This window comes from Pseudomonas sp. Os17 (assembly GCF_001547895.1).
GTDB lineage: Bacteria > Pseudomonadota > Gammaproteobacteria > Pseudomonadales > Pseudomonadaceae > Aquipseudomonas.
Map to the genome: position 1 here is coordinate 6,508,081 of NZ_AP014627.1, position 24,590 is coordinate 6,532,670.

General features: G+C 63.7%; 24 protein-coding genes. 8 read left to right on the forward strand and 16 right to left on the reverse strand.

The window, feature by feature from the left end; genetic code table 11:
• Positions 1-31: 31 nt before the first annotated feature.
• Both lgt and POS17_RS28880 read right to left on the reverse strand, forming a co-directional pair.
• A complete protein-coding gene (gene lgt / locus POS17_RS28875) occupies positions 32-841 on the reverse strand; it encodes a prolipoprotein diacylglyceryl transferase (RefSeq protein WP_016967543.1) in 810 nt (269 codons plus the stop codon).
• Positions 842-922: 81 nt separating this feature from the next.
• Positions 923-1,705, reverse strand: coding sequence for a sulfite exporter TauE/SafE family protein (locus tag POS17_RS28880; protein WP_060841584.1), 783 nt, complete (start codon positions 1,703-1,705; stop codon positions 923-925).
• Positions 1,706-1,828: 123 nt separating this feature from the next.
• Here POS17_RS28880 and POS17_RS28885 point away from each other — a divergent pair, with 123 nt between their 5' ends.
• Positions 1,829-2,575, forward strand: a complete 747-nt coding sequence (locus tag POS17_RS28885) for an NRDE family protein (protein ID WP_060841585.1) — start codon at positions 1,829-1,831, stop codon at positions 2,573-2,575.
• Positions 2,576-2,636: 61 nt separating this feature from the next.
• On the opposite strand, the gene ptsP is transcribed toward POS17_RS28885, so the two are convergent.
• Together ptsP and POS17_RS28895 are read right to left on the reverse strand one after the other, a co-directional pair.
• Positions 2,637-4,916, reverse strand: a complete 2,280-nt coding sequence (ptsP, locus tag POS17_RS28890; protein WP_060841586.1) for a phosphoenolpyruvate--protein phosphotransferase — start codon at positions 4,914-4,916, stop codon at positions 2,637-2,639.
• 22 nt (positions 4,917-4,938) lie between these two features.
• Positions 4,939-5,418: an RNA pyrophosphohydrolase gene (locus POS17_RS28895; RefSeq protein WP_011064073.1), complete on the reverse strand. Its 480-nt coding sequence runs from the start codon at positions 5,416-5,418 to the stop codon at positions 4,939-4,941.
• 144 nt (positions 5,419-5,562) lie between these two features.
• Between POS17_RS28895 and POS17_RS28900 the strand changes: the two genes are divergently transcribed.
• Entirely contained in the window at positions 5,563-6,219 is a 657-nt protein-coding gene (locus tag POS17_RS28900; RefSeq protein WP_060841587.1) for an HAD family hydrolase, read from the forward strand.
• Positions 6,220-6,269: 50 nt separating this feature from the next.
• Here the strand turns inward: POS17_RS28900 and POS17_RS28905 are convergent, their stop codons facing one another.
• The 4 genes from POS17_RS28905 to ilvA are packed head-to-tail and all read right to left on the reverse strand — an operon-like array spanning position 6,270 to position 10,000.
• Positions 6,270-6,737: a DUF2269 family protein gene (locus POS17_RS28905; RefSeq protein ID WP_060841588.1), complete on the reverse strand. Its 468-nt coding sequence runs from the start codon at positions 6,735-6,737 to the stop codon at positions 6,270-6,272.
• Positions 6,734-7,990: an SDR family oxidoreductase gene (locus tag POS17_RS28910; protein ID WP_060841589.1), complete on the reverse strand. Its 1,257-nt coding sequence runs from the start codon at positions 7,988-7,990 to the stop codon at positions 6,734-6,736. The genes POS17_RS28905 and POS17_RS28910 overlap by 4 nt, the downstream gene beginning before the upstream one ends.
• Positions 7,991-8,016: 26 nt before the next feature.
• Positions 8,017-8,445, reverse strand: a complete 429-nt coding sequence (locus tag POS17_RS28915) for a DUF2269 family protein (RefSeq protein WP_060841590.1) — start codon at positions 8,443-8,445, stop codon at positions 8,017-8,019.
• 40 nt (positions 8,446-8,485) lie between these two features.
• On the reverse strand, positions 8,486-10,000 hold the full coding sequence (gene ilvA, locus POS17_RS28920; protein WP_060841591.1) for a threonine ammonia-lyase, biosynthetic: 1,515 nt from the start codon (positions 9,998-10,000) through the stop codon (positions 8,486-8,488).
• Positions 10,001-10,226: 226 nt separating this feature from the next.
• Here ilvA and rpiA point away from each other — a divergent pair, with 226 nt between their 5' ends.
• Positions 10,227-10,898 (forward strand): ribose-5-phosphate isomerase RpiA, encoded by a 672-nt coding sequence (gene rpiA, locus POS17_RS28925; RefSeq protein WP_016963479.1) that lies wholly within the window; start codon positions 10,227-10,229, stop codon positions 10,896-10,898.
• 85 nt (positions 10,899-10,983) lie between these two features.
• On the opposite strand, the gene POS17_RS28930 is transcribed toward rpiA, so the two are convergent.
• From POS17_RS28930 to POS17_RS28945, 4 genes are all read right to left on the reverse strand, one after another.
• Positions 10,984-11,892, reverse strand: coding sequence for an SdiA-regulated domain-containing protein (locus POS17_RS28930; RefSeq protein ID WP_060841592.1), 909 nt, complete (start codon positions 11,890-11,892; stop codon positions 10,984-10,986).
• Between the two features lie 102 nt (positions 11,893-11,994).
• Complete coding sequence (locus POS17_RS28935; RefSeq protein WP_060841593.1) at positions 11,995-12,921, reverse strand: SdiA-regulated domain-containing protein; 927 nt, start codon at positions 12,919-12,921, stop codon at positions 11,995-11,997.
• Positions 12,922-13,083: 162 nt separating this feature from the next.
• Complete coding sequence (locus POS17_RS28940) at positions 13,084-13,749, reverse strand: fumarylacetoacetate hydrolase family protein (protein ID WP_060841594.1); 666 nt, start codon at positions 13,747-13,749, stop codon at positions 13,084-13,086.
• 43 nt (positions 13,750-13,792) lie between these two features.
• Complete coding sequence (locus POS17_RS28945; RefSeq protein ID WP_060841595.1) at positions 13,793-15,187, reverse strand: FAD-binding oxidoreductase; 1,395 nt, start codon at positions 15,185-15,187, stop codon at positions 13,793-13,795.
• 204 nt (positions 15,188-15,391) lie between these two features.
• On the opposite strand from POS17_RS28945, the gene serA reads away from it, so the two are divergent.
• Positions 15,392-16,621, forward strand: coding sequence for a phosphoglycerate dehydrogenase (gene serA / locus POS17_RS28950; protein ID WP_016963474.1), 1,230 nt, complete (start codon positions 15,392-15,394; stop codon positions 16,619-16,621).
• A 115-nt stretch (positions 16,622-16,736) separates the two neighbouring features.
• Here serA and POS17_RS28955 read toward each other — a convergent pair whose 3' ends face one another.
• Positions 16,737-17,174 carry a DUF4399 domain-containing protein gene (locus POS17_RS28955; RefSeq protein WP_060841596.1) on the reverse strand — a complete coding sequence of 146 codons (438 nt, stop codon included), beginning with the start codon at positions 17,172-17,174 and terminating at the stop codon, positions 16,737-16,739.
• 132 nt (positions 17,175-17,306) lie between these two features.
• Between POS17_RS28955 and POS17_RS28960 the strand changes: the two genes are divergently transcribed.
• Entirely contained in the window at positions 17,307-18,092 is a 786-nt protein-coding gene (locus tag POS17_RS28960; RefSeq protein ID WP_060841597.1) for a transporter substrate-binding domain-containing protein, read from the forward strand.
• A 151-nt stretch (positions 18,093-18,243) separates the two neighbouring features.
• On the opposite strand, the gene POS17_RS28965 is transcribed toward POS17_RS28960, so the two are convergent.
• Positions 18,244-18,732 carry a DUF523 domain-containing protein gene (locus POS17_RS28965; protein ID WP_060841598.1) on the reverse strand — a complete coding sequence of 163 codons (489 nt, stop codon included), beginning with the start codon at positions 18,730-18,732 and terminating at the stop codon, positions 18,244-18,246.
• A 2-nt stretch (positions 18,733-18,734) separates the two neighbouring features.
• Positions 18,735-19,367: a 2OG-Fe(II) oxygenase gene (locus POS17_RS28970; RefSeq protein ID WP_060841599.1), complete on the reverse strand. Its 633-nt coding sequence runs from the start codon at positions 19,365-19,367 to the stop codon at positions 18,735-18,737.
• A 162-nt stretch (positions 19,368-19,529) separates the two neighbouring features.
• Here POS17_RS28970 and POS17_RS28975 point away from each other — a divergent pair, with 162 nt between their 5' ends.
• Positions 19,530-20,282 (forward strand): DUF2059 domain-containing protein, encoded by a 753-nt coding sequence (locus tag POS17_RS28975; RefSeq protein WP_016963463.1) that lies wholly within the window; start codon positions 19,530-19,532, stop codon positions 20,280-20,282.
• A gap of 93 nt (positions 20,283-20,375) precedes the next feature.
• On the opposite strand, the gene POS17_RS28980 is transcribed toward POS17_RS28975, so the two are convergent.
• Positions 20,376-21,314, reverse strand: a complete 939-nt coding sequence (locus POS17_RS28980; protein WP_060841600.1) for an alpha/beta hydrolase — start codon at positions 21,312-21,314, stop codon at positions 20,376-20,378.
• Between the two features lie 110 nt (positions 21,315-21,424).
• Between POS17_RS28980 and POS17_RS28985 the strand changes: the two genes are divergently transcribed.
• A complete protein-coding gene (locus POS17_RS28985; protein WP_060841601.1) occupies positions 21,425-22,003 on the forward strand; it encodes a DUF6436 domain-containing protein in 579 nt (192 codons plus the stop codon).
• Positions 22,004-22,108: 105 nt separating this feature from the next.
• Positions 22,109-24,517, forward strand: a complete 2,409-nt coding sequence (locus POS17_RS28990) for a penicillin acylase family protein (RefSeq protein ID WP_060841602.1) — start codon at positions 22,109-22,111, stop codon at positions 24,515-24,517.
• Positions 24,518-24,590: the final 73 nt, after the last annotated feature.

A 24,590-nucleotide genomic window follows, 5' to 3' on the forward strand; every position in this document is an offset into this window, starting at 1 on the left:
TTGAACCCGGGGCACGCCCCGGGGTTCGAATTTATTGCGCCGCGCTCTGGGCCGGAGCGCGATGATAAGCCAGCCAGATCAGCCCCAGGCCGCCGAGAATCATCGGCACGCACAGAACCTGACCCATGGTCAGCCAGTTCCACGCCAGGTAGCCCAGCTGCGCGTCCGGCACCCGGACGAACTCGACGATGAAACGGAAGATCCCGTAGAACAGCGCGAACATACCGGAAACCGCCATGGTCGGCCGCGGTTTGCGCGAGAACAGCCAGAGAATCAGGAACAGCGCCACGCCCTCCAGGGCGAACTGATACAGCTGCGACGGGTGACGCGGCAACTGCGCCGGATCGCTGAACGGCGGGAAGATCATCGCCCAGGGCACATCGGTGGGTTTGCCCCACAACTCGGCGTTGATGAAGTTGCCGATCCGCCCGGCACCCAGGCCGATCGGCACCATCGGCGCGACGAAGTCCATCAGCTCGAAGAAGCTTTTGTTGTTGCGCTTGCCGAACCACCAGGCCGCCAGCATCACCCCGATGAAACCGCCATGGAACGACATGCCGCCCTTCCACACTTCGAAGATCAGGGTCGGGTTGGCCAGGTAGGCGCTCAGGTCGTAGAACAGCACGTAACCCAGACGGCCGCCGACGATCACCCCCATGGACATCCAGAACACCATGTCCGAGAGCTTCTCCTTGCTCCAGGTCGGATCGAAACGGTTCAGCCGGCGCGAGGCCAGCAGCCAGGCACCGCCGATGCCGATCAGGTACATCAGGCCGTACCAGTGGATTTTCAGCGGGCCGATGGCCAGGGCCACCGGATCAATCTGCGGGTAAGGCAGCATTGCGACTCCTCGTCAGGGTTAGAACTCAAAGATTCCCGGGCAAACTGCCAGACCGGGATTAAGCCAGGATTGCGTCGTCACTCAGAACAGGAAGCTGATGCCCACGCAAAACAGTAGCGCGGCGAACATCCGCTTCAACAGGCGCGGCGACAACCTGTGGGCCAGGCGCGCGCCGATACGGGCGAACACCATACTGGTCAGGGCAATGCCCAACAGCGCCGGCAAATACACGAAGCCGAGACTATGAGCCGGAAGCAGCGGATCATGCCAGCCCAGAATCATGAAACTTAAGGCACTGGCAAGGGCGATGGGCAGGCCACAGGCCGAAGAGGTGGCCACCGCCTGTTGCATCGGCACGCTGCGCCAGGTGAGAAACGGCACGGTCAGCGAGCCACCACCGATGCCAAAGATCGCCGAGGCCCAACCGATCACCCCACCGGCCGCGGCCAGGCCCAATTTGCCGGGCACCTGGCGACTGGCCTTGGGCTTGAGTTCCAGGGTCATCTGCAGGGCCACCAGCAGGGCAAAGACGCCGATGATCTTCTGCAGATGCGGGCCGGAAATGGCTTCCGCCGTCAGCGCACCGAAGCCGGCCCCCAGCAGGATGCCTGCGGCCATCCAGGCAAAGATCGGCCAACGCACCGCGCCGCGCCGATGGTGCTCACGAACCGCGTTGACCGAGGTGAAGATGATGCTGGCCAGGGAGGTGCCGACCGCCAGATGGGTCAGTACCGAGGCATCGAAGCCTTGCAGGGTAAAACTGAACACCAGCACCGGGACGATGATGATCCCGCCGCCCACGCCGAACAGCCCGGCCAGCACGCCTGCACAGGCGCCCAACAGCAGATAGAGCAGAAATTCCATGGGAGCATCCGAAAATGAGAGCGGCATGGTAACGGATGCGCCGCCCCGGACTCCACTGGATGGCGATGGATACCCCGGGGTTGTGTGCGTAGAGTGAGCAAAAACACCCAGGGGGCCACCTCAATGTGCTTGATCGTTTTCGCCTGGAGGCCGGGCCACGCCCAGCCACTGATCGTCGCGGCCAACCGTGACGAGTTCTACGCTCGCCCCAGCCTGCCCCTGGGGCAATGGCCCGAGTCGCCGCAGATCCACGCCGGACGTGACCTGGAGGCAGGCGGCACCTGGCTTGGGGTTGGTGCCGACGGGCGATTTGCCGCCCTGACCAACATCCGCAACCCGCACCAACCGCCCGCGCGGCGCTCCCGGGGCGAACTGGTGGCGCGCTTTCTCGCCGGAGGCATGCCCCTGGAAGATTACTTGCGCGATGTAGTCGGCCGTTCGGTGGAGTACGCCGGCTTCAACCTGCTACTGGGCACCGGCGATCAGTTGTGGCACTACAACGCCCAGGACCTGGAGCCCCAATTGCTCCAGCCCGGCGTCTACGGCCTGTCCAATGCCGGGCTCAACACGCCCTGGCCAAAACTGCTCAAGGCCAGAGCGGCGCTGCAAGAAGTGATGGATGACCCCAAGCCCCAGGCGCTGCTGGCGCTCTTGAGCGATCCGCAGACTGCACCCTTCGCCGAGTTGCCGGACACCGGGGTGGGGCTGGCCACGGAAAGCCTGCTGTCCAGCGTATTCATCGCCAGCCCCAGCTACGGCACACGGGCCAGCACCGCGCTGATCGTCAACGCCGACGGCTCGCGGCATCTGGTCGAACGCAGCTTTGGCCCTTATGGCGGGCATCTGGGGGAGGTCGAGCTGAAGCTCTGAAGCGTTCGCCGGCAAGAAGGCTCCTGCAGGAACCGACTTGCCGGCGAAGAAAACGCCGCGATTACAAGGTCTTGCTCGAAGCCGGATTGATCATCCGCGCCAACCCGAGCTTCTTCAGGGCCAGTTGCAGCGAGCTGTGGATAACTTGCGGGTTGTCGATGGTCATCATCTCGTCCAGCAGTTCCTTGGCCTTGCTCAGGCTGATCTGGCGCAGCATCCACTTCACTTTCGGCAGGTTGGTGGCGTTCATCGACAGGCTGTCAAAGCCCATGGCCATCAGCAGCACCGCGGCCGCCGGATCGCCGGCCATCTCGCCGCAGATGCTCACCGGCTTGCCTTCGGCATGGGCATCGCGCACCACGTTCTGCAGGGCTTGCAGCACTGCCGGGTGCAGGTAGTCGTAGAGATCGGCGACCCGTGGGTTGTTGCGGTCCACCGCCAGCAGGTACTGGGTCAGGTCGTTGGAGCCCACCGAGAGGAAGTCCACCTGGCGCGCCAGCTCCCGGGTCTGATACACCGCCGCCGGAATCTCGATCATCACCCCCACCGGCGGCATGGGCACGTCGGTGCCTTCGTCACGCACTTCGCCCCAGGCCCGGTGAATCAGGTGCAGGGCCTCCTCCAGCTCGTGGATGCCGGAAATCATCGGCAGCAGGATGCGCAGGTTGTTCAGGCCCTCGCTGGCCTTGAGCATGGCCCGGGCCTGTACCAGGAAGATTTCCGGGTGGTCGAGGGTCACACGGATGCCGCGCCAACCAAGGAAGGGGTTGTCTTCCTTGATCGGGAAATACGACAGCGACTTGTCGCCGCCGATGTCCAGGCTGCGCATGGTCACCGGTTGCGGATGGAATGCCGCCAGTTGCTCGCGATAGATCGCCAGCTGCTCTTTTTCACTGGGGAAGCGCTGGTTGATCATGAACGGCACTTCGGTGCGGTACAGGCCAACGCCCTCGGCCCCGCGCTTCTGCGCGCGGGCCACGTCGGCCAGCAGACCGGTGTTGACCCACAACGGCATGCGGTGCCCATCCGGCGTCACGCACGGCAGATCGCGCAAGGCGTCCAGGCCCTGAGCCAGTTGTCGCTCTTCTTCGACCACATCGGCGAACTGCTTGCGCAGCACTTCGCTGGGGTTGGTGTAGACCTCGCCGTGGTAGCCGTCGACGATCATCTGGATGCCGTCGACCTTGGAATACGGCAGGTCCACCAAGCCCATCACCGTGGGAATACCCATGGCCCGGGCCAGGATCGCCACGTGGGAGTTGCCCGAACCCAGCACCGACACCAGCCCCACCAGCTTGCCTTCGGGCACTTCGCCGAGCATGGCCGGGGTCAGTTCTTCGCTGACCAGGATGGTGTTGTCGGGGTAGACCAGGGTCTGCTGGCGTTCTTCCTGCAAGTAGGCCAGGAGCCGGCGCCCCAGGTCCTTGACGTCCGAGGCGCGCTCGCGCAGGTAGGCGTCGTCCATCAATTCGAAACGATTGACGTGATCGGTGACCACCTGGCGCAAGGCGCCCTGGGCCCATTGCCCGGTCTTGATCACGGTCTTCACTTCGCTGCCCAGGGAAGCGTCGTCGAGCATCATCAGATAGACGTCGAACAGCGCGCGCTCTTCCGGGCGCAACTGGGTGGCGAGTTTTTCCGACAGCGCGCGCATATCGGCGCGCACCCCTTCCAGCGCGGTCTTGAACAGCGCCAGCTCGGCATCGATGTCGGTGATGTATTTGTCCGGCACCACGTCCAGGTCGGCTGGCGGCAGCATCACCACCGCGCTGCCCACCGCGGCACCAGGGGAACCGGGCACGCCGACGAACTTGGCTTCCTGAATACCCTTGCCCTGGCGACCCAGGCCGCGGATCGAACCGGTGGCCTCGGCATGGGCAATTACCCCGGCCAATTGGGCGCTCATGGTCACCAGGAAGGCTTCTTCGCCCTCGTCGAACTGGCGACGCTCCTTCTGCTGGATGACCAGCACCCCGACCACCCGACGGTGGTGGATGATCGGAGCCCCCAGGAACGAGGCATAACGCTCTTCACCGGTCTCGGCGAAGTAGCGATAGCGCGGGTGATCGGCGGCGTTTTCCAGATTGAGGGGTTCTTCCCGGGTGCCCACCAGGCCTACCAGGCCTTCGTTGGGGGCCATGCTGACCTTGCCGATGGAGCGCTTGTTCAAGCCCTCGGTGGCCATCAGCACGAAACGGTTGGTTTCCGGGTCCAGCAGATAGACCGAGCAGACCTGGCTGCCCATGGCCTCTTTGACGCGCAATACAATAATCCCCAACGCCGCCTTGAGATCCTTGGCGGAGTTAACTTCCTGGACGATCTTGCGCAGCGTATTGAGCATGGCTCGGGGTCGAACTCCGTCGTCAGTCGCGCACTAAAAGGCGCGGGGCAAGCTCTTTGAGAGCGCGGCGATACACTTCGCGCTTGAATGTCACCACCTGGCCCAACGGATACCAATAACTGACCCAGCGCCAGCCATCGAATTCCGGTTTACCGGTCAAATCCATCCGCACCCGCTGCTCGTTGGAGATCAGGCGCAGGAGAAACCATTTCTGTTTCTGGCCGATGCACAGCGGCTGGCTGTGCGTTCGGACCAGACGCTGCGGCAAACGATAGCGCAACCAGCCCCGGGTGCAGGCGAGAATTTGCACATCTTCGCGCTCCAGCCCCACTTCTTCATTCAACTCGCGATACAAGGCGTCTTCCGGCGTCTCGTCGGGGTTGATCCCACCTTGAGGAAACTGCCAGGCATCTTGATTGATACGGCGAGCCCATAGCACCTGTCCGGCATCATTGGTCAGAATGATCCCGACATTGGGGCGGAAACCATCGGGGTCGATCACGGCTACAACCTCGCAAACGCATGTCGCCGCATTGTTCCACAAAGCTTGGGAATGCAGCAACGAGGCTGCTTAGCTTATGTGCACTCTTGTGAAAAGACCGTATTCTGGGCACCTTTTTCCGCGACTTTTCAGTGAGTAACTGCAATGCGCCTGGCTTTATTCGACTTGGACAACACGCTTCTTGGCGGCGACAGCGACCACGCCTGGGGCGACTACCTGTGCGAGCGGGGCTTCCTCGACGCCGTCGCCTACAAGACCCGCAACGACGAGTTCTACCAGGACTACCTGGCCGGCCAACTCGACAACGCCGCGTACCTGAACTTCTGCCTGGAAATCCTCGGCCGCACCGAAATGGCCGTGCTCGAACAATGGCATCGCGACTACATGCGCGACTGCATCGAGCCCATCCTCCTGCCCAAGGCCCAAGCGCTGCTGGATCAGCACCGCGAGGCCGGCGACAAGCTGGTGATCATCACCGCCACCAATCGCTTCATCACCGCACCGATCGCCGAGCGCCTGGGGGTCGAACACCTGATCGCCACCGAATGCGAGATGCATGAGGGCCGCTACACCGGGCGCAGCACCGACGTGCCCTGTTTCCGCGAAGGCAAGGTAATCCGCCTCAAGCGCTGGCTGGAAGAAACCGGCCACGACCTGGAAGACAGCTACTTCTACAGCGACTCGATGAATGACCTGCCGCTGCTGGAACAAGTCAGCAACCCGGTGGCCGTCGATCCCGACCCGAACCTGCGGGCCGAAGCCGAGAAACGCGGATGGCAGGTCATCAGCCTGCGCGATTGACCAACTCGTCGGCGAGCCGGCTGCATTCGCCGGCTTGCCAGCGACAGGCCCTACACCGGCTTGGCCACCATCAGGTAGAAAATCACCATGAAGGCCAGAAACGCCGGCCAGCCCAGGGCGAACCACCAGCGCATATAAAGGTTGGCCCGGATCGGCATCGGCACCCCGTCATGCAATGCCTGCTCGGCCATCTTGTGCACCCGGATCTGCAACCAGACCACCGGCAGCCAGCACAGCCCGGCCACTACATACAGCCCCAGGCTCCACAGCAGCCACGCCTGCTGGATCGGCCAGCCCGCCAGGTGCACCAGTCCCAGGCCGCTCAACGGCTGGAACACCGCCGTGGTGGCGGTAAAGGCCCAATCGGCGAACACCAGGTGCTTGAAGGTCACGGCAATCACTTCCACCCGGCCGCTGCGCCAGGCCCGCAAGGCGTAATAGGCCGAGCCGGCACCGAGGCCGAAAAGCACGGTCGAGGACAGGATATGCAGGGTTTTCAACAGCAGATAAGCGCTCATCGACGGGGTTCGGTCCACAACAGCCAGAGAGTCGCCACCATCAGCACCAGGTTCTTGGCCACGGCGGCATAAGGGTCAAACCAGAAATGCGGCAGGATCAGGCTGATGATCAGGGTGTAGCCGAGCATCAGCCCCAACTGTGCCTGCAAGGCCCGACGGCGCCAGCGTCGCAGCAGCAGGCCGACACCCAGCACGGCGTCGCAGAGCGAGCCCGCGATCACCGCCAGCGCCGCCCAGACGCCCTGTACGCCGGCCTCGGCCATGATCCGCAGGCCCCAATCGTAGCCCGGGCCGATGCACACCAGCGCCGTGCCCAGCCAGATCAACACCATCACCGCAAGCAGCAACGGCCGCAGGGCCAGTTGGGTGCTTTGCGCCGCCTGCGGCCAGGCCTGCAGGCGGGCCGCCAGGGGCGCCGCGTGATAACCGCAGACCGAAGCCAGCACCTCCGGATCGGCCAGGTTGTCAGTGCGGGCCATGGCCAGGCTTTGTCGGTTCAAGGCGCGCCAGCCCAGGCGATCACCGGCGCCAGCCGCCAGCCTGAGCAGGATCGAAGGCAACTGGAAGTAACGGGCCGGGGCCCAGCCCTGGGCCGCCCGCAGGCGATCCAGCAACTGCGCCATGGTCAGGCGTTCCGGGCCGACCAGGGGCAGGACCATGGATTCCTGCGGCCATTGCCTGAGCAGCGCCAGCACCGCCGCGCTCAAGTCCTCGACATGCAGGGGCTGCATCTGCGCCTGGGTGGACAACAACCCCAGCAGCGGCCAGGGCGACATCTTCGCCAGCCAGCCGCTGCTGGCACCGCCGGCGCCAAGCACCAGCGACGGCCGCAGCACCACGGCCGCAATACCCGAGCGCAGCAAGTAATCATCCGCCGCGGCCTTGCTGGCCAGAAATGGCACATGGGGCTGGGTGCCGGCACCCAATGCGGAAATCTGCAGCACCCGCACGCCACGGGCCTGCGCCAGGTCGAACAGGGCACGCGTGCCCAGGTCCTGGGTCAGGGTCAGCGCCCGGGCATCGGTGCTCAACAACCCGGCGGCATTGATCAGCACATCGGTATCGGCAGGCAGGACAAAGGGCTGGGGCTCATGCCCCAGGCGATCGAGGTCCAGTTGTCGCCATTCCACCCCCGGCAGGCCGCGCGGCTGTGGATAACGACTGGTGGCGATCAACTGATGACCGGCGGCGTGCAGTGCCGCCAGCAGATGGCGGCCGACAAACCCTGTGGCCCCCACCAGAACAACCTTCATGGCAATCCTTAAGGTTCACGCCGGGATCAGACCGGCTTGGCGCCCATCAGGCCGGCTATGGCGACAAAACACACCAGGCTGAACACCGCCAGCACCAGGGTGAAGGTCAGGCCGCTGGCGGCCTTGGCCCGCCGCAGGCGATTGAGTCGCACCATCAGCCACAGCCAGGCCAGGGCACCCAGGGTATAGAGCACGCTGGAGCCCAGGAGCCAGGCCTGGCCCAGCGGCCAGCCCACCCGATGCACCATCCACCAGCCACTGAACGGCAGGCTCAGCAGTCCGATGGCCAGCAGCAACCAGCCGAACAGCCCCGGACGCTGCAATACCCGGCTGTAAACCGTGGCATCGCCCTGGCGACGCAGGCGCCAGACCCAGATCGCCAGCCCCAGGGCGCTGCCCAACAGCAGCACCGTGGCCAGTACATGAAGCGTCTTCAGCGTGGTCAGTGTTTCCATGTTCTCGCTTCCTTAAGGCTCCGTTCCTCAGCGTAGTCGTTCAGCCCAGGAACAGCTGGTACGCCGGGTTGTCGCTTTCATCCCAGTACGGATAACCGATCTGCTCCAGGGCCGCCGGCACCAGGTGACGCTCCTCGGCCGGCACTTGCAGGCCGGCCACCACCCGGCCGTCCGCCGCGCCGTGGTTGCGGTAGTGGAACATCGAAATGTTCCAGCGCCCGCCCAGCTTGTTGAGGAAGTTGAACAGCGCACCCGGACGCTCCGGGAACTCGAAGCGCAGCACCACTTCGTCGCTGACCTTCTCGGCATGGCCACCGACCATGTAGCGGATATGCAGCTTGGCCAGTTCGTTGTCGGTCAGGTCGATCACCGGAAAGCCCTGCTCGGTCAGGCTGGCGATCAGGGCACTGCGCGGATCGTTTTCCGGGTGGGTCTGCACCCCGACGAAAATGTGCGCTTCGCTGCCGGTGTTGTAGCGGTAGTTGAACTCGGTGATCTGGCGCTTGCCCACCGCCTCGCAGAACGCCTTGAAGCTGCCCGGCTTCTCGGGAATGGTCACGGCGATGATGGCTTCACGGCCCTCACCCAGCTCGGCGCGCTCGGCCACATGGCGCAAGCGGTCGAAGTTGACGTTGGCCCCGGAATCGATGGCCACCAGGGTCTGCCCACTGATGCCGCGCTGCTCGACGTACTTCTTGATCCCGGCCACTCCCAGGGCCCCGGCAGGTTCGGTGATCGAGCGGGTATCGTCGTAGATATCCTTGATTGCGGCGCAGATCTCGTCGGTACTGACCGTGATCACTTCATCCACATAGTGCTTGCAGATATCGAAGGTGTGCTGGCCAATCTGCGCCACCGCCACACCGTCGGCAAAGATCCCCACGGTCGGCAGCACCACACGCTCGCCCGCGGCCATGGCCGCCTGCAGGCAGTTGGAGTCGTCCGGCTCGACGCCGATCACCTTGATCTCCGGGCGCAGGTACTTCACATAGGCGGCGATGCCGGCAATCAGCCCGCCGCCACCGACCGGAACGAAGATGGCGTCCAGCGGCCCCGGGTGCTGGCGCAGAATCTCCATGGCCACCGTGCCCTGCCCGGCAATGGTGTGGGGATCATCGTAGGGGTGGATGTAGACGTAGCCCTTTTCATCCACCAGCTTCAGCGAATAGGCCAGCGCCTCGGGGAAGGTATCGCCGTGCAGCACCACTTTGCCGCCACGGGAGCGCACGCCTTCGACCTTGATCTCCGGGGTGGTCTTGGGCATCACGATGGTGGCCTTGACCCCCAGCACCTTGGCCGCCAGGGCCAGGCCCTGGGCGTGGTTGCCGGCCGACGCGGTGACCACGCCACGGGCGCGCTCGGCGTCGCTAAGCTGGGTCAGCTTGTTGTAGGCGCCACGGATCTTGAACGAGAACACCGGCTGCAAGTCTTCGCGCTTGAGCCAGATCTGATTGCCCAGCCGCTCGGAGAGCTGGCGGGCAGTCTGCAATGGGGTTTCTACGGCAACGTCATAAACGCGCGAGGTGAGGATCTTCTTGACGTACTGTTCGAGCATCGGAAAGCATCACTGAGCGGGTTGGGCAGGGCCAAGGAGTCTAACCCAGCGTTTGCCCGGGCGACCACACGAATACCGAGGTTTTAGCCGGCGCCCTCGCCACCCCTTCCCCGCCATGCGAACGGCCCGTCCACCCCGGCCGATTAGCCAAACGGGCAATGACCTGATCTGCCGCGGCGCCTATAATGCCGGCCTTTGTGCCCCCCTTGCCCGCTTCGGAGCCCGCATGACCCAGGATCAACTCAAACAGGCTGTCGCCCAGGCCGCCGTCGACCTTATCCTCCCGAAACTCGATGACAAGAGCATCGTCGGGGTCGGCACCGGCTCCACCGCCAACTGCTTCATCGATGCCCTGGCCCTGCACAAGGGTGCCTTCGACGGCGCCGTGGCCAGCTCCGAAGCCACCGCCGCACGCCTCAAGGGCCACGGCATTCCGGTGTACGAACTCAATACCGTGAGCGACCTGGAGTTCTACATCGATGGCGCCGACGAAAGCGATGAGCACCTGAACCTGATCAAGGGGGGCGGCGCCGCCCTGACCCGGGAAAAGATCGTCGCCGCCGTGGCCAAGACCTTCATCTGCATCGCCGACGCCAGCAAGCTGGTGCCGGTGCTGGGCAACTTCCCGCTGCCGGTGGAAGTGATCCCGATGGCCCGCAGCCACGTGGCCCGTGAGCTGGTGAAACTGGGCGGCGACCCGGTGTACCGCGAAGGCGTGATCACCGACAACGGCAACATCATCCTCGACGTGCACAACATGCAGATCACCAACCCGGTGGAACTGGAAAGCCAGATCAACGCCATCGTCGGCGTGGTCACCAATGGCCTGTTCGCCGCACGCCCTGCCGATGTACTGCTGCTGGGCACCGCTGAAGGGGTGAAAACCCTCAAGGCCTGAGCCGGCCGGGCGTAGGAGCCAGCGGGCGGGTGAAGGCGCTCTTGAGCCTCTTCGCTGGCAAGCCCGCTCCTGCACCCGCCAGTGTCTATTGGGTCGATTTCTTGAAGACGTAGAACAGGTTCGGCTCGCTCACCAGGTACAGGCTGCCGGCGTCATCCATGGCGATTCCTTCGGCCTGGGGCACCGCTTTGCTCAAACCCTGGCGGCCCCGCCCCAGGGCCAGGGTGCTGAGTGGGCGCCCGTCCACGTCCAGCTCCACCACCAACCGCGACTCGTCCGACAAGGCCAGCAGATGGCCGCTGCGCTCGTCGTATTGCAGGCTGGAGAGATCACGCACAAAGAGTCCGGCATCGCGCTTGGGGTTATTCAGCACGTGCACGCCGTAGGATTTTTCCGGATCGTGATGGGGAAAGCCCTGTACTTCATAGATCAGCATCGGGTCGCGCTCCTTGGCGACGAACAACCGCTGGCCCTTTGAATCGTAAGCCAGCCCTTCGAAGCCCTTGTTCCCCGAGAGGTGCACGCCGAGGGTGATCTGCTCGGCCTCTGCCGCATCCACCACGGTGGTTTCGTCATCCAGCTGGATCTTGATCAGCCGGTGCTGACGCTCGTCGCTGATCACGTAGGTATTGGCGCTGATGAACTCCACCGCCTCCGGATCGCCGAAGCCCACCAGGGCGATGCGCCGCAGGACCTGACCGTCCAGGGACAGCTCGACCAGCTCGGCATTCTTGTTGGTCACGGTAAACAGGCTATTGCGCAAGGGGTCGTAGGTCAGCGCCGAGACTTCGTCCAGGCCCTTGATCGGCTGCGCCTCCAGCACCGCCCGATAGTCGCCCAGCCCCAGCGATTCAGGGGCCGCCACCTGCCAGTAGGCTTGCCAGTCGAACCAGGCGCGCTGCCACAAGCGGTGGTTGTGGACAAACGCCGCCAGCAGCACGGCCATCAGGCCGAGAATCAGGTAGAGGGGTTGCAGACGGGTCAGGCGATACATGGCGGGCAGGCTCGAAATCAGGACAGGCGAATGAAATATCACAGCCGACTGAATTCAAGCTTAATGCGCGGGACGGCCCGGCTCGGGGGCCGAGCCCGGGATTCACTGCTTCTCGAAGCGGTAGAACAGATTGGGTTCGCTGACCATGTACAGGTTGCCGGCGTCATCCATGGCCACGCCTTCGGCCCGGGGAATGGTTTTCTTCAAGCCGTTGAAGCCACCGAGCAGGGCCATGAAGCTGACTTGCTCGCCCTGCTCGTCCAGCTCCAGCAGCAGGTGGGAGTCGGCGGACAGCACCAACACATGACCGGTACGTGGGTCGACGCCCAGGGCCGACAGGTTGCGCAGGTCGAGTTCGTCGCTGGCCAGCTTCTGCTTGTCGCCCTTGAGCACCTGACTGCCATCGCTGTTCCAGGTGAACAGCGCCGGAGGACGCTCCTCGCCCAGCAGCAGTTGCTGCTTGCGCGGGTTCCAGGCGATGGCTTCGAACGCCTTGTTCTGGTCTTTCGAAGGGCCCAGGTCGTATTGGGGGAAATCAGCGATGTTCAGCGCTTGGGTGTTGGCATCGACCTTGACGATCACCAGCGAGTGCTGGCGCTCATCGACGATCGCCAGCAGGCCGTTTTCCAGGACCGCCACCCCTTCCGGATTGCTCCAACCCACCAGCGGCATTTTGCGCAGGACGTCGCCTTGCAGGGTCAGCTCCACCAGGAACGGATTCTTGCCCATCACTGAAAACAGGGTTTTGGTTTGCGGATTGTAGGCAAGGTCGGAGGCTTCATCGCGCTCCATCCCCGGCAGGGCCTTGGCATCGATGACCGCCCGGTAGCTGGGCAGCCAGACGCTGGCGTTGCGCTCGGCGCTGCTGACAAAACCTTCCTGAACCCAAAGCGCGCCACGATCATCCCAGTGCATGACACTGGCAACGCCATAGCAGATCACGCCGGCCAGCAGCAGCCAGGAGTACCAGCGCATGCGCAAACGCAGGCGGTGGATGGGGTGAGGTTTGGGTAGGGAGTGGGCGTCCATCACACAGATTCCAGAAGCTCGGCCAATGGTAATAGCACACGAATTTCGGATCCGCGAACCATAAACATCGGAATTATCCGGAGTAAATGTGAAAAACCGGTTAAAGCTCGCTGAGCTCTCTGCGCCGCGCCCTGGATTAGGGACAGCGCAGAGCGCTTCAGATCAACGGACGCTGCTGGTGAAACGGCTGACGCCCGGCAGCTCCAGCACCAGCTCATCACCGACATTCAGTGGACCAACCCCCACCGGTGTGCCGGTGAGAATGACGTCGCCGGCCTGCAGGGAGAAGCAACCGGCCATGTGCTGAATCATTGGCACGATGGGATTGAGCATGACGCTGCTGTTACCGTCCTGACGCACTTCGCCGTTGATGGTCAGGCGGATGCCGATGTCGGTCAGGTCGGCAAAGCTGCTGCTTACCACGAAGGGCGCGAGGACCGCCGCCCCATCGAAGCACTTGGAGATCTCCCACGGCAGGCCCTTGGCCTTCAGCTCGGCCTGCTTGTCCCGCAGGGTCAGGTCCAGCGCCGGGGCGAAACCGGAGATGGCGTCCAGCACCTCTTCGCGGCTGGGCTGGGTGGACAGCGGCTTGCCGATCAACACCGCGATCTCCGCCTCGTAGTGCACCGAGCCACGCTCGGTGGGAATGGCGAACCCCCCTTCCAGCGGCACCACACAACTGCCCGGCTTAATAAACAGCAGGGGTTCGGTAGGAACCGGGTTGTCCAACTCCTTGGCGTGCTCGGCGTAGTTGCGGCCGATGCATACCAACTTGCCTACCGGAAAATGAATCCGGGTACCGTCGACATACTGGTGCTGATAGCTCATTACCGACTCCTGCTTGTGTGCTTCATCAGGGTGCCGCTTGCGCTCAAACGGCGAAGATCTTGCCCGGGTTCATGATGCCGTTGGGATCGAACACCGCCTTGACCGCCTTCATGTACTCGATCTCCACCGGCGAGCGGCTGTAGGTCAGGTAGTCACGCTTGGTCATGCCCACGCCGTGTTCGGCGGAAATCGAACCGTTGTACTTCTCGACGGTTTCGAACACCCACTTGTTGACCGTGGCGCACTTGGCAAAGAACTCGTCCTTGCTCAGGTTGTCCGGCTTGAGGATGTTCAGGTGCAGGTTGCCGTCGCCGATGTGGCCGAACCAGACGATTTCGAAATCCGGGTAGTGTTTGCCGACGATGGCGTCGATTTCCTGGAGGAAGGCCGGGACTTTCGACACGGTGACCGAGATGTCGTTCTTGTAGGGTGTCCAGTGGGAGATGGTTTCGGAGATGTACTCGCGCAGCTTCCACAGGTTGTGCAGCTGGGTTTCGCTCTGGCTCATCACCCCGTCCAGGACCCAGCCCTGCTCGACACAGTGCTCGAAGGTTTCCAGGGCGTGGTTGGCCACCTCCTCGGTGGTGGCCTCGAATTCCAGCAGCGCGTAGAACGGGCATTCGGATTCGAATGGCGCCGGCACGTCGCCACGGGCCAGGACCTTGGCCAGGGCCTTGTCGGAGAAGAACTCGAAGGCGGTCAGATCAAGCTTGCTCTGGAAGGCGTGCAGCACCGGCATGATGGAATCGAAGTCGGCGGTGCCGAGCACCATCGCGGTGAGGTTCTTCGGCGCCCGATCCAGGCGCATGGTGGCCTCGACCACGAACCCCAGCGTGCCTTCCGCACCGATGAACAGCTGGCGCAGGTCGTAGCCGGTGGCGTTCTTGATCAGGTCCTTGTTCAGTTCCAGCAGGTCGCCCTTGCCGGTCACCACTTTCATGCCGGCCACCCAGTTGCGGGTCATGCCGTAGCGAATGACCTTGATTCCACCGGCATTGGTGCCGATGTTGCCGCCAATCTGGCTGGAACCTGCGGAAGCGAAATCCACCGGGTAGTAGAGGCCGTTTTCTTCCGCCAGGTTCTGCAACTGCTCGGTGACCACACCCGGCTGGCACACCGCCGTGCGATCCGTCAGGTTCAGGTCGAGAATCTGGTTCATGTAGTCGAAAGACACCACCACTTCGCCATTGGCTGCCACGGCGGCGGCCGACAGGCCGGTACGTCCGCCGGAAGGCACCAGGGCCACCCGGTGCTGATTGGCCCAGCGCACGATGGCCTGAACCTGCTCGATGGTCTTGGGAAACACGATGGCCGTGGGGGCCGGGGCGAAATGCTTGGTCCAATCCTTGCCGTAAGCTTCCAGGGAGTCAGCGTCGGTCAGCACCTTGCCAGGCTCAACCAGGGTCTTCAGTTCATCAATCAGGGCAGGATTGGTCATCGACAGAACTCTCGAACAATTCATGGTCATCCTGAGAACGCTTCACGTCGCAGGAATGAGTGTTTAGCGGGGCGCGTATGCTAGCATACCGCCCCCGCAGGAGAGTGCCCAAGGGCCTTCCCGCGGTGGCGGTTGCATGCCGTCCAGGTCAGCTCAAGCTGTCCATTTCCCTGCCATTTTTCTCCGGGACACAGGTTTACGCAGATGAGCAAGACTTCTCTCGATAAGAGCAAGATCAAGTTCCTTCTCCTCGAAGGCGTCCACCAATCCGCTGTCGACGTCCTCAAGGCCGCCGGCTACACCAGCATCGAGTACCTCACCGGTTCTCTGCCGGAAGCCCAGCTCAAGGAAAAGATCGCCGATGCACACTTCATCGGCATTCGCTCCCGCACTCAACTGACCGAAGAGATCTTCGACCACGCGAAGAAACTGGTCGCTGTGGGCTGCTTCTGCATCGGCACCAACCAGGTTGACCTGTCTGCCGCTCGCGAGCGCGGCATTGCGGTGTTCAACGCGCCTTACTCCAACACCCGTTCGGTCGCCGAGCTGGTGCTGGCCGAGGCCATCCTGCTGCTGCGCGGCATCCCCGAGAAAAACGCTTCCTGCCACCGTGGCGGCTGGATCAAGAGCGCGGCCAACTCCTTCGAAATCCGCGGCAAGAAGCTGGGTATCGTCGGTTACGGCTCCATTGGTACCCAACTGTCGGTCCTGGCTGAAGGCCTGGGGATGCAGGTGTTCTTCTACGACACCGTGACCAAGCTGCCGCTGGGCAACGCGACCCAAGTGGGCAACCTGCACGAACTGCTGGGCATGTCCGACATCGTCACTCTGCACGTACCGGAAACCCCGGCCACCCAGTGGATGATCGGCGAGAAGGAAATTCGCGCCATCAAGAAGGGCGGCATCCTGATCAACGCCGCTCGCGGCACCGTGGTCGAGCTGGACGCCCTGGCGGACGCGATCAAGGACAAGCACCTGATCGGCGCGGCCATCGACGTCTTCCCGGTCGAGCCGCGTTCCAACGACGAAGAGTTCGAGAGCCCGCTGCGCGGCCTGGACAACGTGATCCTGACTCCGCACATCGGCGGTTCCACCGCTGAAGCCCAGGCCAACATCGGTCTGGAAGTGGCAGAGAAGCTGGTCAAGTACAGCGACAACGGCACCTCGGTGTCCTCGGTCAACTTCCCGGAAGTGGCGCTGCCGGCCCACCCTGGCAAGCACCGTCTGCTGCACATCCACGAGAACATCCCGGGCGTGATGAGCGAGATCAACAAGGTCTTCGCCGAAAACGGCATCAACATCTCCGGTCAGTTCCTGCAGACCAACGAAAAGGTCGGCTACGTGGTGATCGACGTCGACGCCGAGTACTCGGACCTGGCGCAAGAGAAGCTGCAGCACATCAACGGCACCATCCGTTGCCGCGTGCTGTTCTAAGAGCAGCTTCAAGCGGCAAGTTTCAAGCTGCAAGCCAGAGCACGCTCTGACTCGCAGCCAGCCGGACAAAAAAGGGAGCCTTTCAAGGCTCCCTTTTTTTGCGCGGCATTTACGATTATTTCACTGTCACTGTGATTTTCTTGGAGACGATGACCGGGTCGAACGGCACGTGGTTCTTGTCTCCCAGCTCCAGTTGCAGGGTGTGCTTGCCGGGAGTCAGGGTCACTTCGGTTTCGGTCTGGGCCTTGCCGAAGTGCAGGTGGTTGGCGTCCATCGGGATCGGCAGGTTTTCCGCCGGCAGCTGGTCGACGTCGATCAACAGGTGATGGTGGCCGGTGTTGGCGGTTTGATCGCCGGCTGGGGCCAGGGCGATGCCCTCAACGCCGAACTTGACGGTAAAGGTCTTGTCCACAACGGCCCCGTCAGCGGGAGAAACGATAAACACCTTGGCGCCGGCGGGGGCTGCAGTCCGCGGTATTTCCGCTGCGCCGGCCAGCATCGAGGCACCAAGCAACAGCCCGGCCAGGGCCGCACGAGACATAAAAATTTTCATTATCTTCTCCAGTTTTTCCGCAATTCTTTTACGGTTATGACAACTTCGTGGCGATTCGTTGTCGAAGGCACTCAACACCTTAGCAAAGCGAGCCTGAACGGCGCATCGCTCATATAAATTCAAGGAGTGACCATGCGTTTCCTGCCTGGCCTGATACTTTTGCTGCCCCTTGTGAGCACTTACGCTCAAGCCGAACTGATGGACGACATCAATGACCGCGGGGAACTGCGCATCGCCCTGGAAGCCAATGCGCCACCCTTCAACTTCAAGGATGACGGCAAACTCACCGGTTTCGAGGTGGAGCTGGGACAGTTGCTGGCCAGTGAACTGGATGTGCGCCCGGACTTCGTGGTGACGGCTGCCGCCGAACTGCTGCCCGGTGTGGAAAGCGGCCGCTTCGACGTGGCCATCAACCACATAGCAGTGACCCCGGAACTCAAGGATCGTTTCGATTTCAGCGAACCCTACAGCTACTCCAGCGCCCAATTGATCGTGCGCAAGGAAGAGCAGCGCCCGCTGTTTTCCCTGCAGGCCCTGCGCGGCCAGGCCCTGGGCGTGGCTCAGGGCAGCCAGTTCGTCGACCAGGCGCGCACCGTGGAAGGGATCAACCTGCGCAGCTACGCCGATGCCCAGCAGCCGATCAAGGACGTGGCGGACAAACAGATCGACGCCGCCATCAGCGATCGCCTGTTGATTCCCTACGCCATTCGCGACAGCCGCCTGCCGGTGAAGGAAGGGGCCAAGGTGGGGCCGACCCTGAGCCTGGCAATTCCGTTCCAGAAAGGTAACCCGGCGTTCCAGGCCAGCCTGGACAGCGCCCTGCAGCGGATCAAGGCCGATGGTCGGCTGATGGCCCTGTCGGAAAAATGGTTCGGCATGGATGCCAGCAAACCGCCCAAGAGCGACGCCGGGCAGTAAACGACACAACCTGCCGGATTGACCTGTATCCGCTGCCGCAGGCTGCGAACGGCCCGAAGGGACGCAGGGATTTGGCCGCTAGAGGTCGGCGAGAGACCGCCAGGCAAGGCTCTGCGAGCCTTTTCGCAGCCTCGCCGGGGCTCGGCAGCGGCTACAAGGACAATGCGGCGAGGGCGCTGGCGGCTTCGGACAGTTGAAACTCACTGAAGACGTGCACGCCGTGCTGCTTGAGCAACGCCGCGGTGACGCCCTCTCCCGAGACCTTGACCCCACTGAAGGTGCCGTCGTAGGTCAGCAGGTTGCCGCAGGATGGGCTGTTGGCCTTGAGCACGGCAACGCGAATCCCGTGCTGTTCCACCAGCTCCAGCGCCTGACGTGCCCCCGAGAGGAACTGGGCGCTGACATCTTCGCCTTCCGTGGTCATCACCGGTGCCCGCCCTGCAAGCACATCGCCGCCCTGACCACCGGGAATTTCCGCCGCCGCCCGTGGCGTCGGCAAGCCACCGGCCACTTCCGGACAGAGCGCAACCACCCGCCCCTCTTGCAGCCAGGCGGCCAGTTGATCGAACGGGCCGCTGGCGCCGCCGTCGTAGCGTACGCGGTGGCCCAACAGGCAGCGGCTGACCAGGATCTTGTGCATGTTCAGAACGGCTCGTTGCCACGACGCCGGAACCAACCGGTCAGGGACAGGCGTTCCCGGGTCGCGGGCAGGACTTCATGGGGCACCTCGCCGGAAAGAAACACCACCAGCCGGCCCCCGACGGGGACCACGTCGTATTGCCCCTGGTCATTGAGGTACATGCGCAATTGCCCGCCATGCTCGGGCAGCCACTGTTCATTGAGGTAGATCACCGCCGACACCATGCGCCGGTCATCGTCGCGAAAACGGTCCACATGGCGTTTGTAGAAAGCCCCTGGCGGGTACATCGCGAAGTGACACTCGAAGTCCTCCAGCCCCAGGAACAGGCCGCGATTGAGGGCCTCGCGCAGGCTGTCCATCAACCCCAGATAGGTATCGCTGGCCTCGGCCTGACCGGGCTCGAGCCACTGGATATGGTCACCGCGAATCGCTTCGCGTATTTCCTGGGCCGGGCCACGCCCCACCGCCGCAGGCGCCAGTTCACCTTCGAGTGCACGTTTACGGCACTCAGCCGCCAGTTCGAGGGTCAGATCCTCGGACAGAAAGACATTTTGCTGCGACCAGCCACGGGTGGCCAGGTCGTCGACAATGTTCAACAACAGCGGATGATCAGAGGGTATTTGCATGGCGCGCATAGTATCCAGCATCAGATAAATCTGACAGAGCCGCAGAGCGGAGGATCGAGCATTTTTTTCCAATGCACTTTCCACTCATGACTTTAGCTGGCGATCCTGATACGAATTCTCGACAACCATCGCCTTGCCCCGGAGAATAGTCGCCTGCTGACAGGAGTCCTTATGCGCCGTTTGCTTTTCTCACTGTTGATGTTCTGCGCCTTGCCTGCCTGGGCAGACAGCCACGACCAGTTGTACAAGGTCGCCGGTTGGCCGGAACAGCGCGCGCATTTCAACGATGCCCTCAGCGCCGCCCAGCAGCGCTACCAGAACAGCTTGCCGCCAGCGGTCTACCAGGCCCTGGTGGACAACAGCAATCAGCGCTTTGCGCCCCAGGCCGTGGACCGCCGTGCCGAAGCCCAACTGCGCCAGCACCTGGCCGATCCCGCACCGGCCCTGGCCTTCTTCCAATCGCCCTTGGGACGCAAGATCGTTGCCGCCGAACTGCTGGCCACCCGTCGCGACCAGTTGGCCAAGAACGCCCAGGGCCTGCCCAAGATGCAGGCCAGCGACACCCGCCAGTTGATCATCGGCCACCTGGCCCAGGCCCTGCCGGCCAAGGAAGCCGGGGCGGAAGTCAGCCTGGCGATTGCCGGAGTCGCCGCCGACAGCCTGAGCCAGATGATTCCCGGACTGCTGGGAGGCGGCCAGGCCCAGGGCATGCTCAATGGCCAGCGCCAGCGATTGATGCAGCAGATCGGCAACGACCTGAACAACACCTTGCTCTACGTCTATCGGGATCTGTCCGACACCGAACTCGAAGAGTTCGCCACCTTCGCCGAATCCAGCGAAGGCAAGGCCTACTATCAAGCGGCCCTGGCAGCGATTCGCGCCGGCCTGGCCGTCGGCCAGAGCACCTCCAGCCTCGCCCCCTGAGCCCGGCACGCAAAGTACCCTCGTAGCGACTGCCCAGGGCCGCGCAGCAGATTGCTGCTGCACGCAACGCTCGCGGGCGGTCGCCGCGGCGACTCAGAAATACCGGTCAAGAAAGGCGAAATACTGGTCGCGGTATGGCGCAATTTCATTGGCCAGGTGGTGCCGGGCTTGCGCCAGCATGAGGATTTCGGGCGCGGCGAACTTGCCGCGTATCACCTGCAGGTTGTGCTGCCAGTCCACGGTCATGTCCGCGTCGCCCTGGACGATCAGCGGCTGCCTGGAGCTGTGTGGCGCCGCTTCCAGGCGCTTGATCCAGCGCGACAGCGCCCCCACCCAGGCCGTTGGCAAGCGCTGCGGTTGCAAGGGGTCGGCCTGGAGGAAGGCAAGGAAATCCGGGTCATTGGAGTTCTCGCTGAAGCGTCGGGCAATGCCAGTGACGAAGGGCCGCAGCACGTAGTAGCTGAGCATCGACCAGCCCCAGGCCCGCGGCCGCACCAGGGGCGAGAGCAGCACAACCCGCCCCTGGGCCGGACTCTCGGCGCCCTGGTTGAGCAGGTGATCCATGATGATGGCGCCGCCGGTACTTTGCCCGAACAGGTGCCAGGGCTGGGGCAGGTCCAGGGCACGGGCCTCGCCGAACAGGCCTTGCAGCACCCGCTGATACACCGCGAAATCATCGATGCTGGCGCGCTCGCCGCTGGACAGGCCATGCCCTGGCAGATCGCAGGAGATCACCACGAAGCGGCGCTGCAGCGCCCATTCGATCACATGCCGGTACAAGCCCATGTGATCGTAGAAGCCGTGGAACAGAAACAGCGTCGCCCGCGGCTGCTCCGGCCACCAGACCTGGCAGACCACCTCGTAGTCGTCCACCTGGATACGGCCCAGGCGACTGCGGGGCACCAGCGCCCGTCCGGCAAAGTCCAGCCCGTAGAAGCGTTGATAGGCCTGAGCCTCGGCCGACAAGGGCTGCCCGGCCACCAGGGGTTGCAGGCTGGCACGCAGATGGTCGGGGTCGAAGTTCACGGACATGGGGTTTTCCAAAACGGAGGGCATTGAGACAAAACGGGCTTTCTGGGCCTGCGATATTCATCTGTCGCGACAAGCATGGCAAGCTACGCGACCTTCGAGGACCGATCTTAATGCGCCAGTCTTACCGCACGCCCCTGCTTGCCAGCCTGCTCGTCCTGATGTGCGCCGTTGTGCTGTGGAGCGCCTACGACTGGTTCCAGGGGCGCTATCTGCGGGCGTTCAGTGAACACACCGCGGTATTTTCCGGCGACCCGCTGCAACTGCCCGCCGAACTGGCCGGCCCTGGCGCCATTCGCCTGGTGCACTTCTGGGATCCGGCCTGCCCCTGCAACGTCGGCAACCAGCAGCACCTGGCCGAGCTGATCGCCACCTACGGCTCGCAAGGCGTGGAGTTCTATTCGGTGCAGAAACCCGGCAGTCACGGCCAGTTGCCCGCGACCCTGAGCGCCCTGAAGTCCCTCGACCACCTGCCCGGCGCCGAACAGATCCCCGCCAGTCCGGCGGTGGCGATCTGGGATCGCAACGGCAAGCTGGCCTACTTCGGGCCCTACAGCGAAGGCCTGACCTGCAATTCCAGCAACAGCTTCATCGAGCCCATCCTCCAGGCCTTGGCCAGCGATCGCCAGATCAATGCCACCCATACCCTGGCGGTAGGCTGCTATTGTCCCTGGCCGGCCAGCACCCACTAGGGCATTCGCGACTATTCAAGGACCGCCTCCTGCCCGAGGCCCAAGACTTGTGCTAAATCTCTGCAGCTCTCAAGGCGGCACTGACAACAACAGCAAGGAGCCCGCATGAAACGCAGCCTGACTCTGGTCGCCGTTCTGATCCTCGCCCTGCTGGCGGGTGCCGCCGGTTATCTGTACAGCAAGCAGCCGACGCGTCAGGGCCAGGTGGAAATCCGTGGCCTGCAGGGCTCGGTGACCGTGCGCTACGACGAGCGCGGGGTCCCGCACATCCGTGCGGAAAACGAAGCCGACCTGTATCGCGCCCTGGGTTACGTCCACGCCCAGGACCGGCTGTTCCAGATGGAAATGCTGCGCCGCCTGTCCCGGGGCGAGCTGGCAGAAGTCCTCGGCCCCAAGCTGCTGGACACCGACAAGCTGTTCCGCAGCCTGCGCATCCGCGAGCGCGCCGACAGCTACGTGGCCGGCCTCGACCGCCAGTCTCCGGCGTGGAAGGCCCTGGAAGCCTATCTGGACGGCATCAACCAGTATCAGGACAGCCACGCCAGCCCCATGGAGTTCGATGCCCTGGGCATCCACAAGCGGCCGTTCACCGCCGAGGACACGGTCAGCGTCGCCGGCTTCATGGCCTACAGCTTCGCCATGGCCTTTCGCACCGAACCGCTCTTGACCTACATCCGCGATCAGCTGGGCAACGATTACCTGAAAGTCTTCGACCTCGACTGGCAGCCCAAGGGCGTGCTGGCCAAGGGCAAGCCGCAACCGGCGCTGCCCCTGGCCGCGGTCGACTGGCAGGACCTGGGCCGGATCTCGCGCCTGAGCCAGGATGCCCTGAGCGACGCCGGACTGCCGCAATTCGAAGGCAGCAACGCCTGGGCCGTGGCCGGCACACGGACCAAAAGCGGCCGCCCCCTGCTGGCCGGCGACCCGCACATCCGCTATTCCCTGCCGTCGGTGTGGTACGAGGCGCAGCTGTCGGCGCCGGGCTTCGAGCTCTATGGCCATCATCAGGCCCTGGTGCCCTTCGCCTTCCTGGGCCACAACCTGGATTTCGGCTGGAGCCTGACCATGTTCCAGAACGACGATCTCGACCTGATCGCCGAGAAGGTCAACCCGCAGAACGCCAATCAGGTCTGGTTTCGTGACCAGTGGGTCGACCTGATCAGCAGCGAGCAGCAGATTGCGGTCAAGGGCCAGGCCCCGGTCACCCTGACCCTGCGCCGCTCGCCCCACGGACCGATCATCAACGACATGCTCGGCACCACCGTGGGCAAGGCCCCGGTGGCCATGTGGTGGGGTTTCCTGGAAACCCCGAACCCGATCCTCGACGGTTTCTACCAGCTCAACCGCGCCGACACCCTGGCCAAGGTCCGCGCTGCGGCGGCCAAGGTCCATGCCCCCGGCCTCAACATCATCTGGGCCAACGCCAAGGGCGATATCGGCTGGTGGGCGGCGGCGCTGCTGCCCAAACGCCCGGCCGGGGCCAAGCCGGCGTTCATGCTCGACGGCAGCACGGTCATGGCCGACAAGGAAGGCTTCTATCCCTTCAGTGCCAACCCTCAGGAAGAGAATCCGGCCCGGGGCTACATTGTCTCGGCCAATTTCCAACCGGTTTCCCCTACCGGCATGGAGATTCCCGGCTACTACAACCTCGCCGACCGCGGCCAGCAACTGGATCGCCAGCTCAGCGACAAGAGCGTGAAATGGGACCTGGAAAACACCCAGAAGCTGCAACTGGGCACGACCACCGCCTACGGGCCGCGCCTGCTGGCACCGCTGCTGCCCGTGCTGCGGGACGTGGTCGGCGACCCCGAGGAACAGAAGCTGGTGGAGCAACTGGCCAAGTGGCAGGGCGACTACCCGCTGGACTCCACCAGCGCCACCCTGTTCAACCAGTTCCTGTTCGAGCTGGCCAACGCCACCTTCCATGAAAAACTCGGTGACGCCTACTTCGACGCGCTGATCCAGGCCCGGGTGGTGGATGCCGCCCTGCCCCGGCTGGCGGCCGATCCCGACTCGCCCTGGTGGGACAACCGCACCACGCCACAGCGCGAAAGCCGGGCCGACACGGTCAGGGTGGCCTGGCGCGCCAGCATCGACCACCTGCGGCTGACCCTCGGCGCCAACCCGGCACAGTGGCGCTGGGGCAGCGCCCACACCCTGACCCACGGCCATCCCCTGGGGATGCAGAAGCCTCTGGACCGGGTATTCAACGTCGGCCCCCTGGACGCTCCCGGCAGCCATGAGGTGCCGAACAACCTCACCGCCAAGATCGGGCCGGCGCCCTGGTCGGTGGTCTACGGTCCCTCGACCCGACGCATCATCGACTTCGCCGACCCGGCCCACAGCCTGACCATCAACCCGGTGGGCCAGAGCGGCGTGCTGTTCGACAAGCACTACGACGACCAGGCCGAGGCCTATATCGAAGGCGTCTACCAACAGGCGCACTTCAGCGACGAGGAAGTCACCGCCAATACCCGCAGCACCCTGAAGCTGCTGCCGGCGCGCCGCCCCTGAGCACCCCGCCCCGTAGGAGCTGGCTTGCCAGCGAAGAGGCTTGCAAGCCTGGCGTGCATCTCGCGAACGCTTT

Coding starts and splice junctions, on each gene's coding strand:
- ilvA (WP_060841591.1), bottom strand. CDS start 10,000: ATGCTCGAACAGTACGTCAAGAAGATCCTCACCTCGCGCGTTTATGAC.
- POS17_RS28885 (WP_060841585.1), top strand. CDS start 1,829: ATGTGCTTGATCGTTTTCGCCTGGAGGCCGGGCCACGCCCAGCCACTG.
- lgt (WP_016967543.1), bottom strand. CDS start 841: ATGCTGCCTTACCCGCAGATTGATCCGGTGGCCCTGGCCATCGGCCCG.
- ptsP (WP_060841586.1), bottom strand. CDS start 4,916: ATGCTCAATACGCTGCGCAAGATCGTCCAGGAAGTTAACTCCGCCAAG.
- POS17_RS28970 (WP_060841599.1), bottom strand. CDS start 19,367: ATGCGCGCCATGCAAATACCCTCTGATCATCCGCTGTTGTTGAACATT.
- POS17_RS28965 (WP_060841598.1), bottom strand. CDS start 18,732: ATGCACAAGATCCTGGTCAGCCGCTGCCTGTTGGGCCACCGCGTACGC.
- POS17_RS28985 (WP_060841601.1), top strand. CDS start 21,425: ATGCGCCAGTCTTACCGCACGCCCCTGCTTGCCAGCCTGCTCGTCCTG.
- POS17_RS28935 (WP_060841593.1), bottom strand. CDS start 12,921: ATGGACGCCCACTCCCTACCCAAACCTCACCCCATCCACCGCCTGCGT.
- POS17_RS28880 (WP_060841584.1), bottom strand. CDS start 1,705: ATGGAATTTCTGCTCTATCTGCTGTTGGGCGCCTGTGCAGGCGTGCTG.
- POS17_RS28990 (WP_060841602.1), top strand. CDS start 22,109: ATGAAACGCAGCCTGACTCTGGTCGCCGTTCTGATCCTCGCCCTGCTG.
- POS17_RS28955 (WP_060841596.1), bottom strand. CDS start 17,174: ATGAAAATTTTTATGTCTCGTGCGGCCCTGGCCGGGCTGTTGCTTGGT.
- POS17_RS28940 (WP_060841594.1), bottom strand. CDS start 13,749: ATGAGCTATCAGCACCAGTATGTCGACGGTACCCGGATTCATTTTCCG.
- POS17_RS28980 (WP_060841600.1), bottom strand. CDS start 21,314: ATGTCCGTGAACTTCGACCCCGACCATCTGCGTGCCAGCCTGCAACCC.
- POS17_RS28910 (WP_060841589.1), bottom strand. CDS start 7,990: ATGAAGGTTGTTCTGGTGGGGGCCACAGGGTTTGTCGGCCGCCATCTG.
- POS17_RS28945 (WP_060841595.1), bottom strand. CDS start 15,187: ATGACCAATCCTGCCCTGATTGATGAACTGAAGACCCTGGTTGAGCCT.
- POS17_RS28900 (WP_060841587.1), top strand. CDS start 5,563: ATGCGCCTGGCTTTATTCGACTTGGACAACACGCTTCTTGGCGGCGAC.
- POS17_RS28915 (WP_060841590.1), bottom strand. CDS start 8,445: ATGGAAACACTGACCACGCTGAAGACGCTTCATGTACTGGCCACGGTG.
- POS17_RS28905 (WP_060841588.1), bottom strand. CDS start 6,737: ATGAGCGCTTATCTGCTGTTGAAAACCCTGCATATCCTGTCCTCGACC.
- serA (WP_016963474.1), top strand. CDS start 15,392: ATGAGCAAGACTTCTCTCGATAAGAGCAAGATCAAGTTCCTTCTCCTC.
- rpiA (WP_016963479.1), top strand. CDS start 10,227: ATGACCCAGGATCAACTCAAACAGGCTGTCGCCCAGGCCGCCGTCGAC.
- POS17_RS28960 (WP_060841597.1), top strand. CDS start 17,307: ATGCGTTTCCTGCCTGGCCTGATACTTTTGCTGCCCCTTGTGAGCACT.
- POS17_RS28975 (WP_016963463.1), top strand. CDS start 19,530: ATGCGCCGTTTGCTTTTCTCACTGTTGATGTTCTGCGCCTTGCCTGCC.
- POS17_RS28930 (WP_060841592.1), bottom strand. CDS start 11,892: ATGTATCGCCTGACCCGTCTGCAACCCCTCTACCTGATTCTCGGCCTG.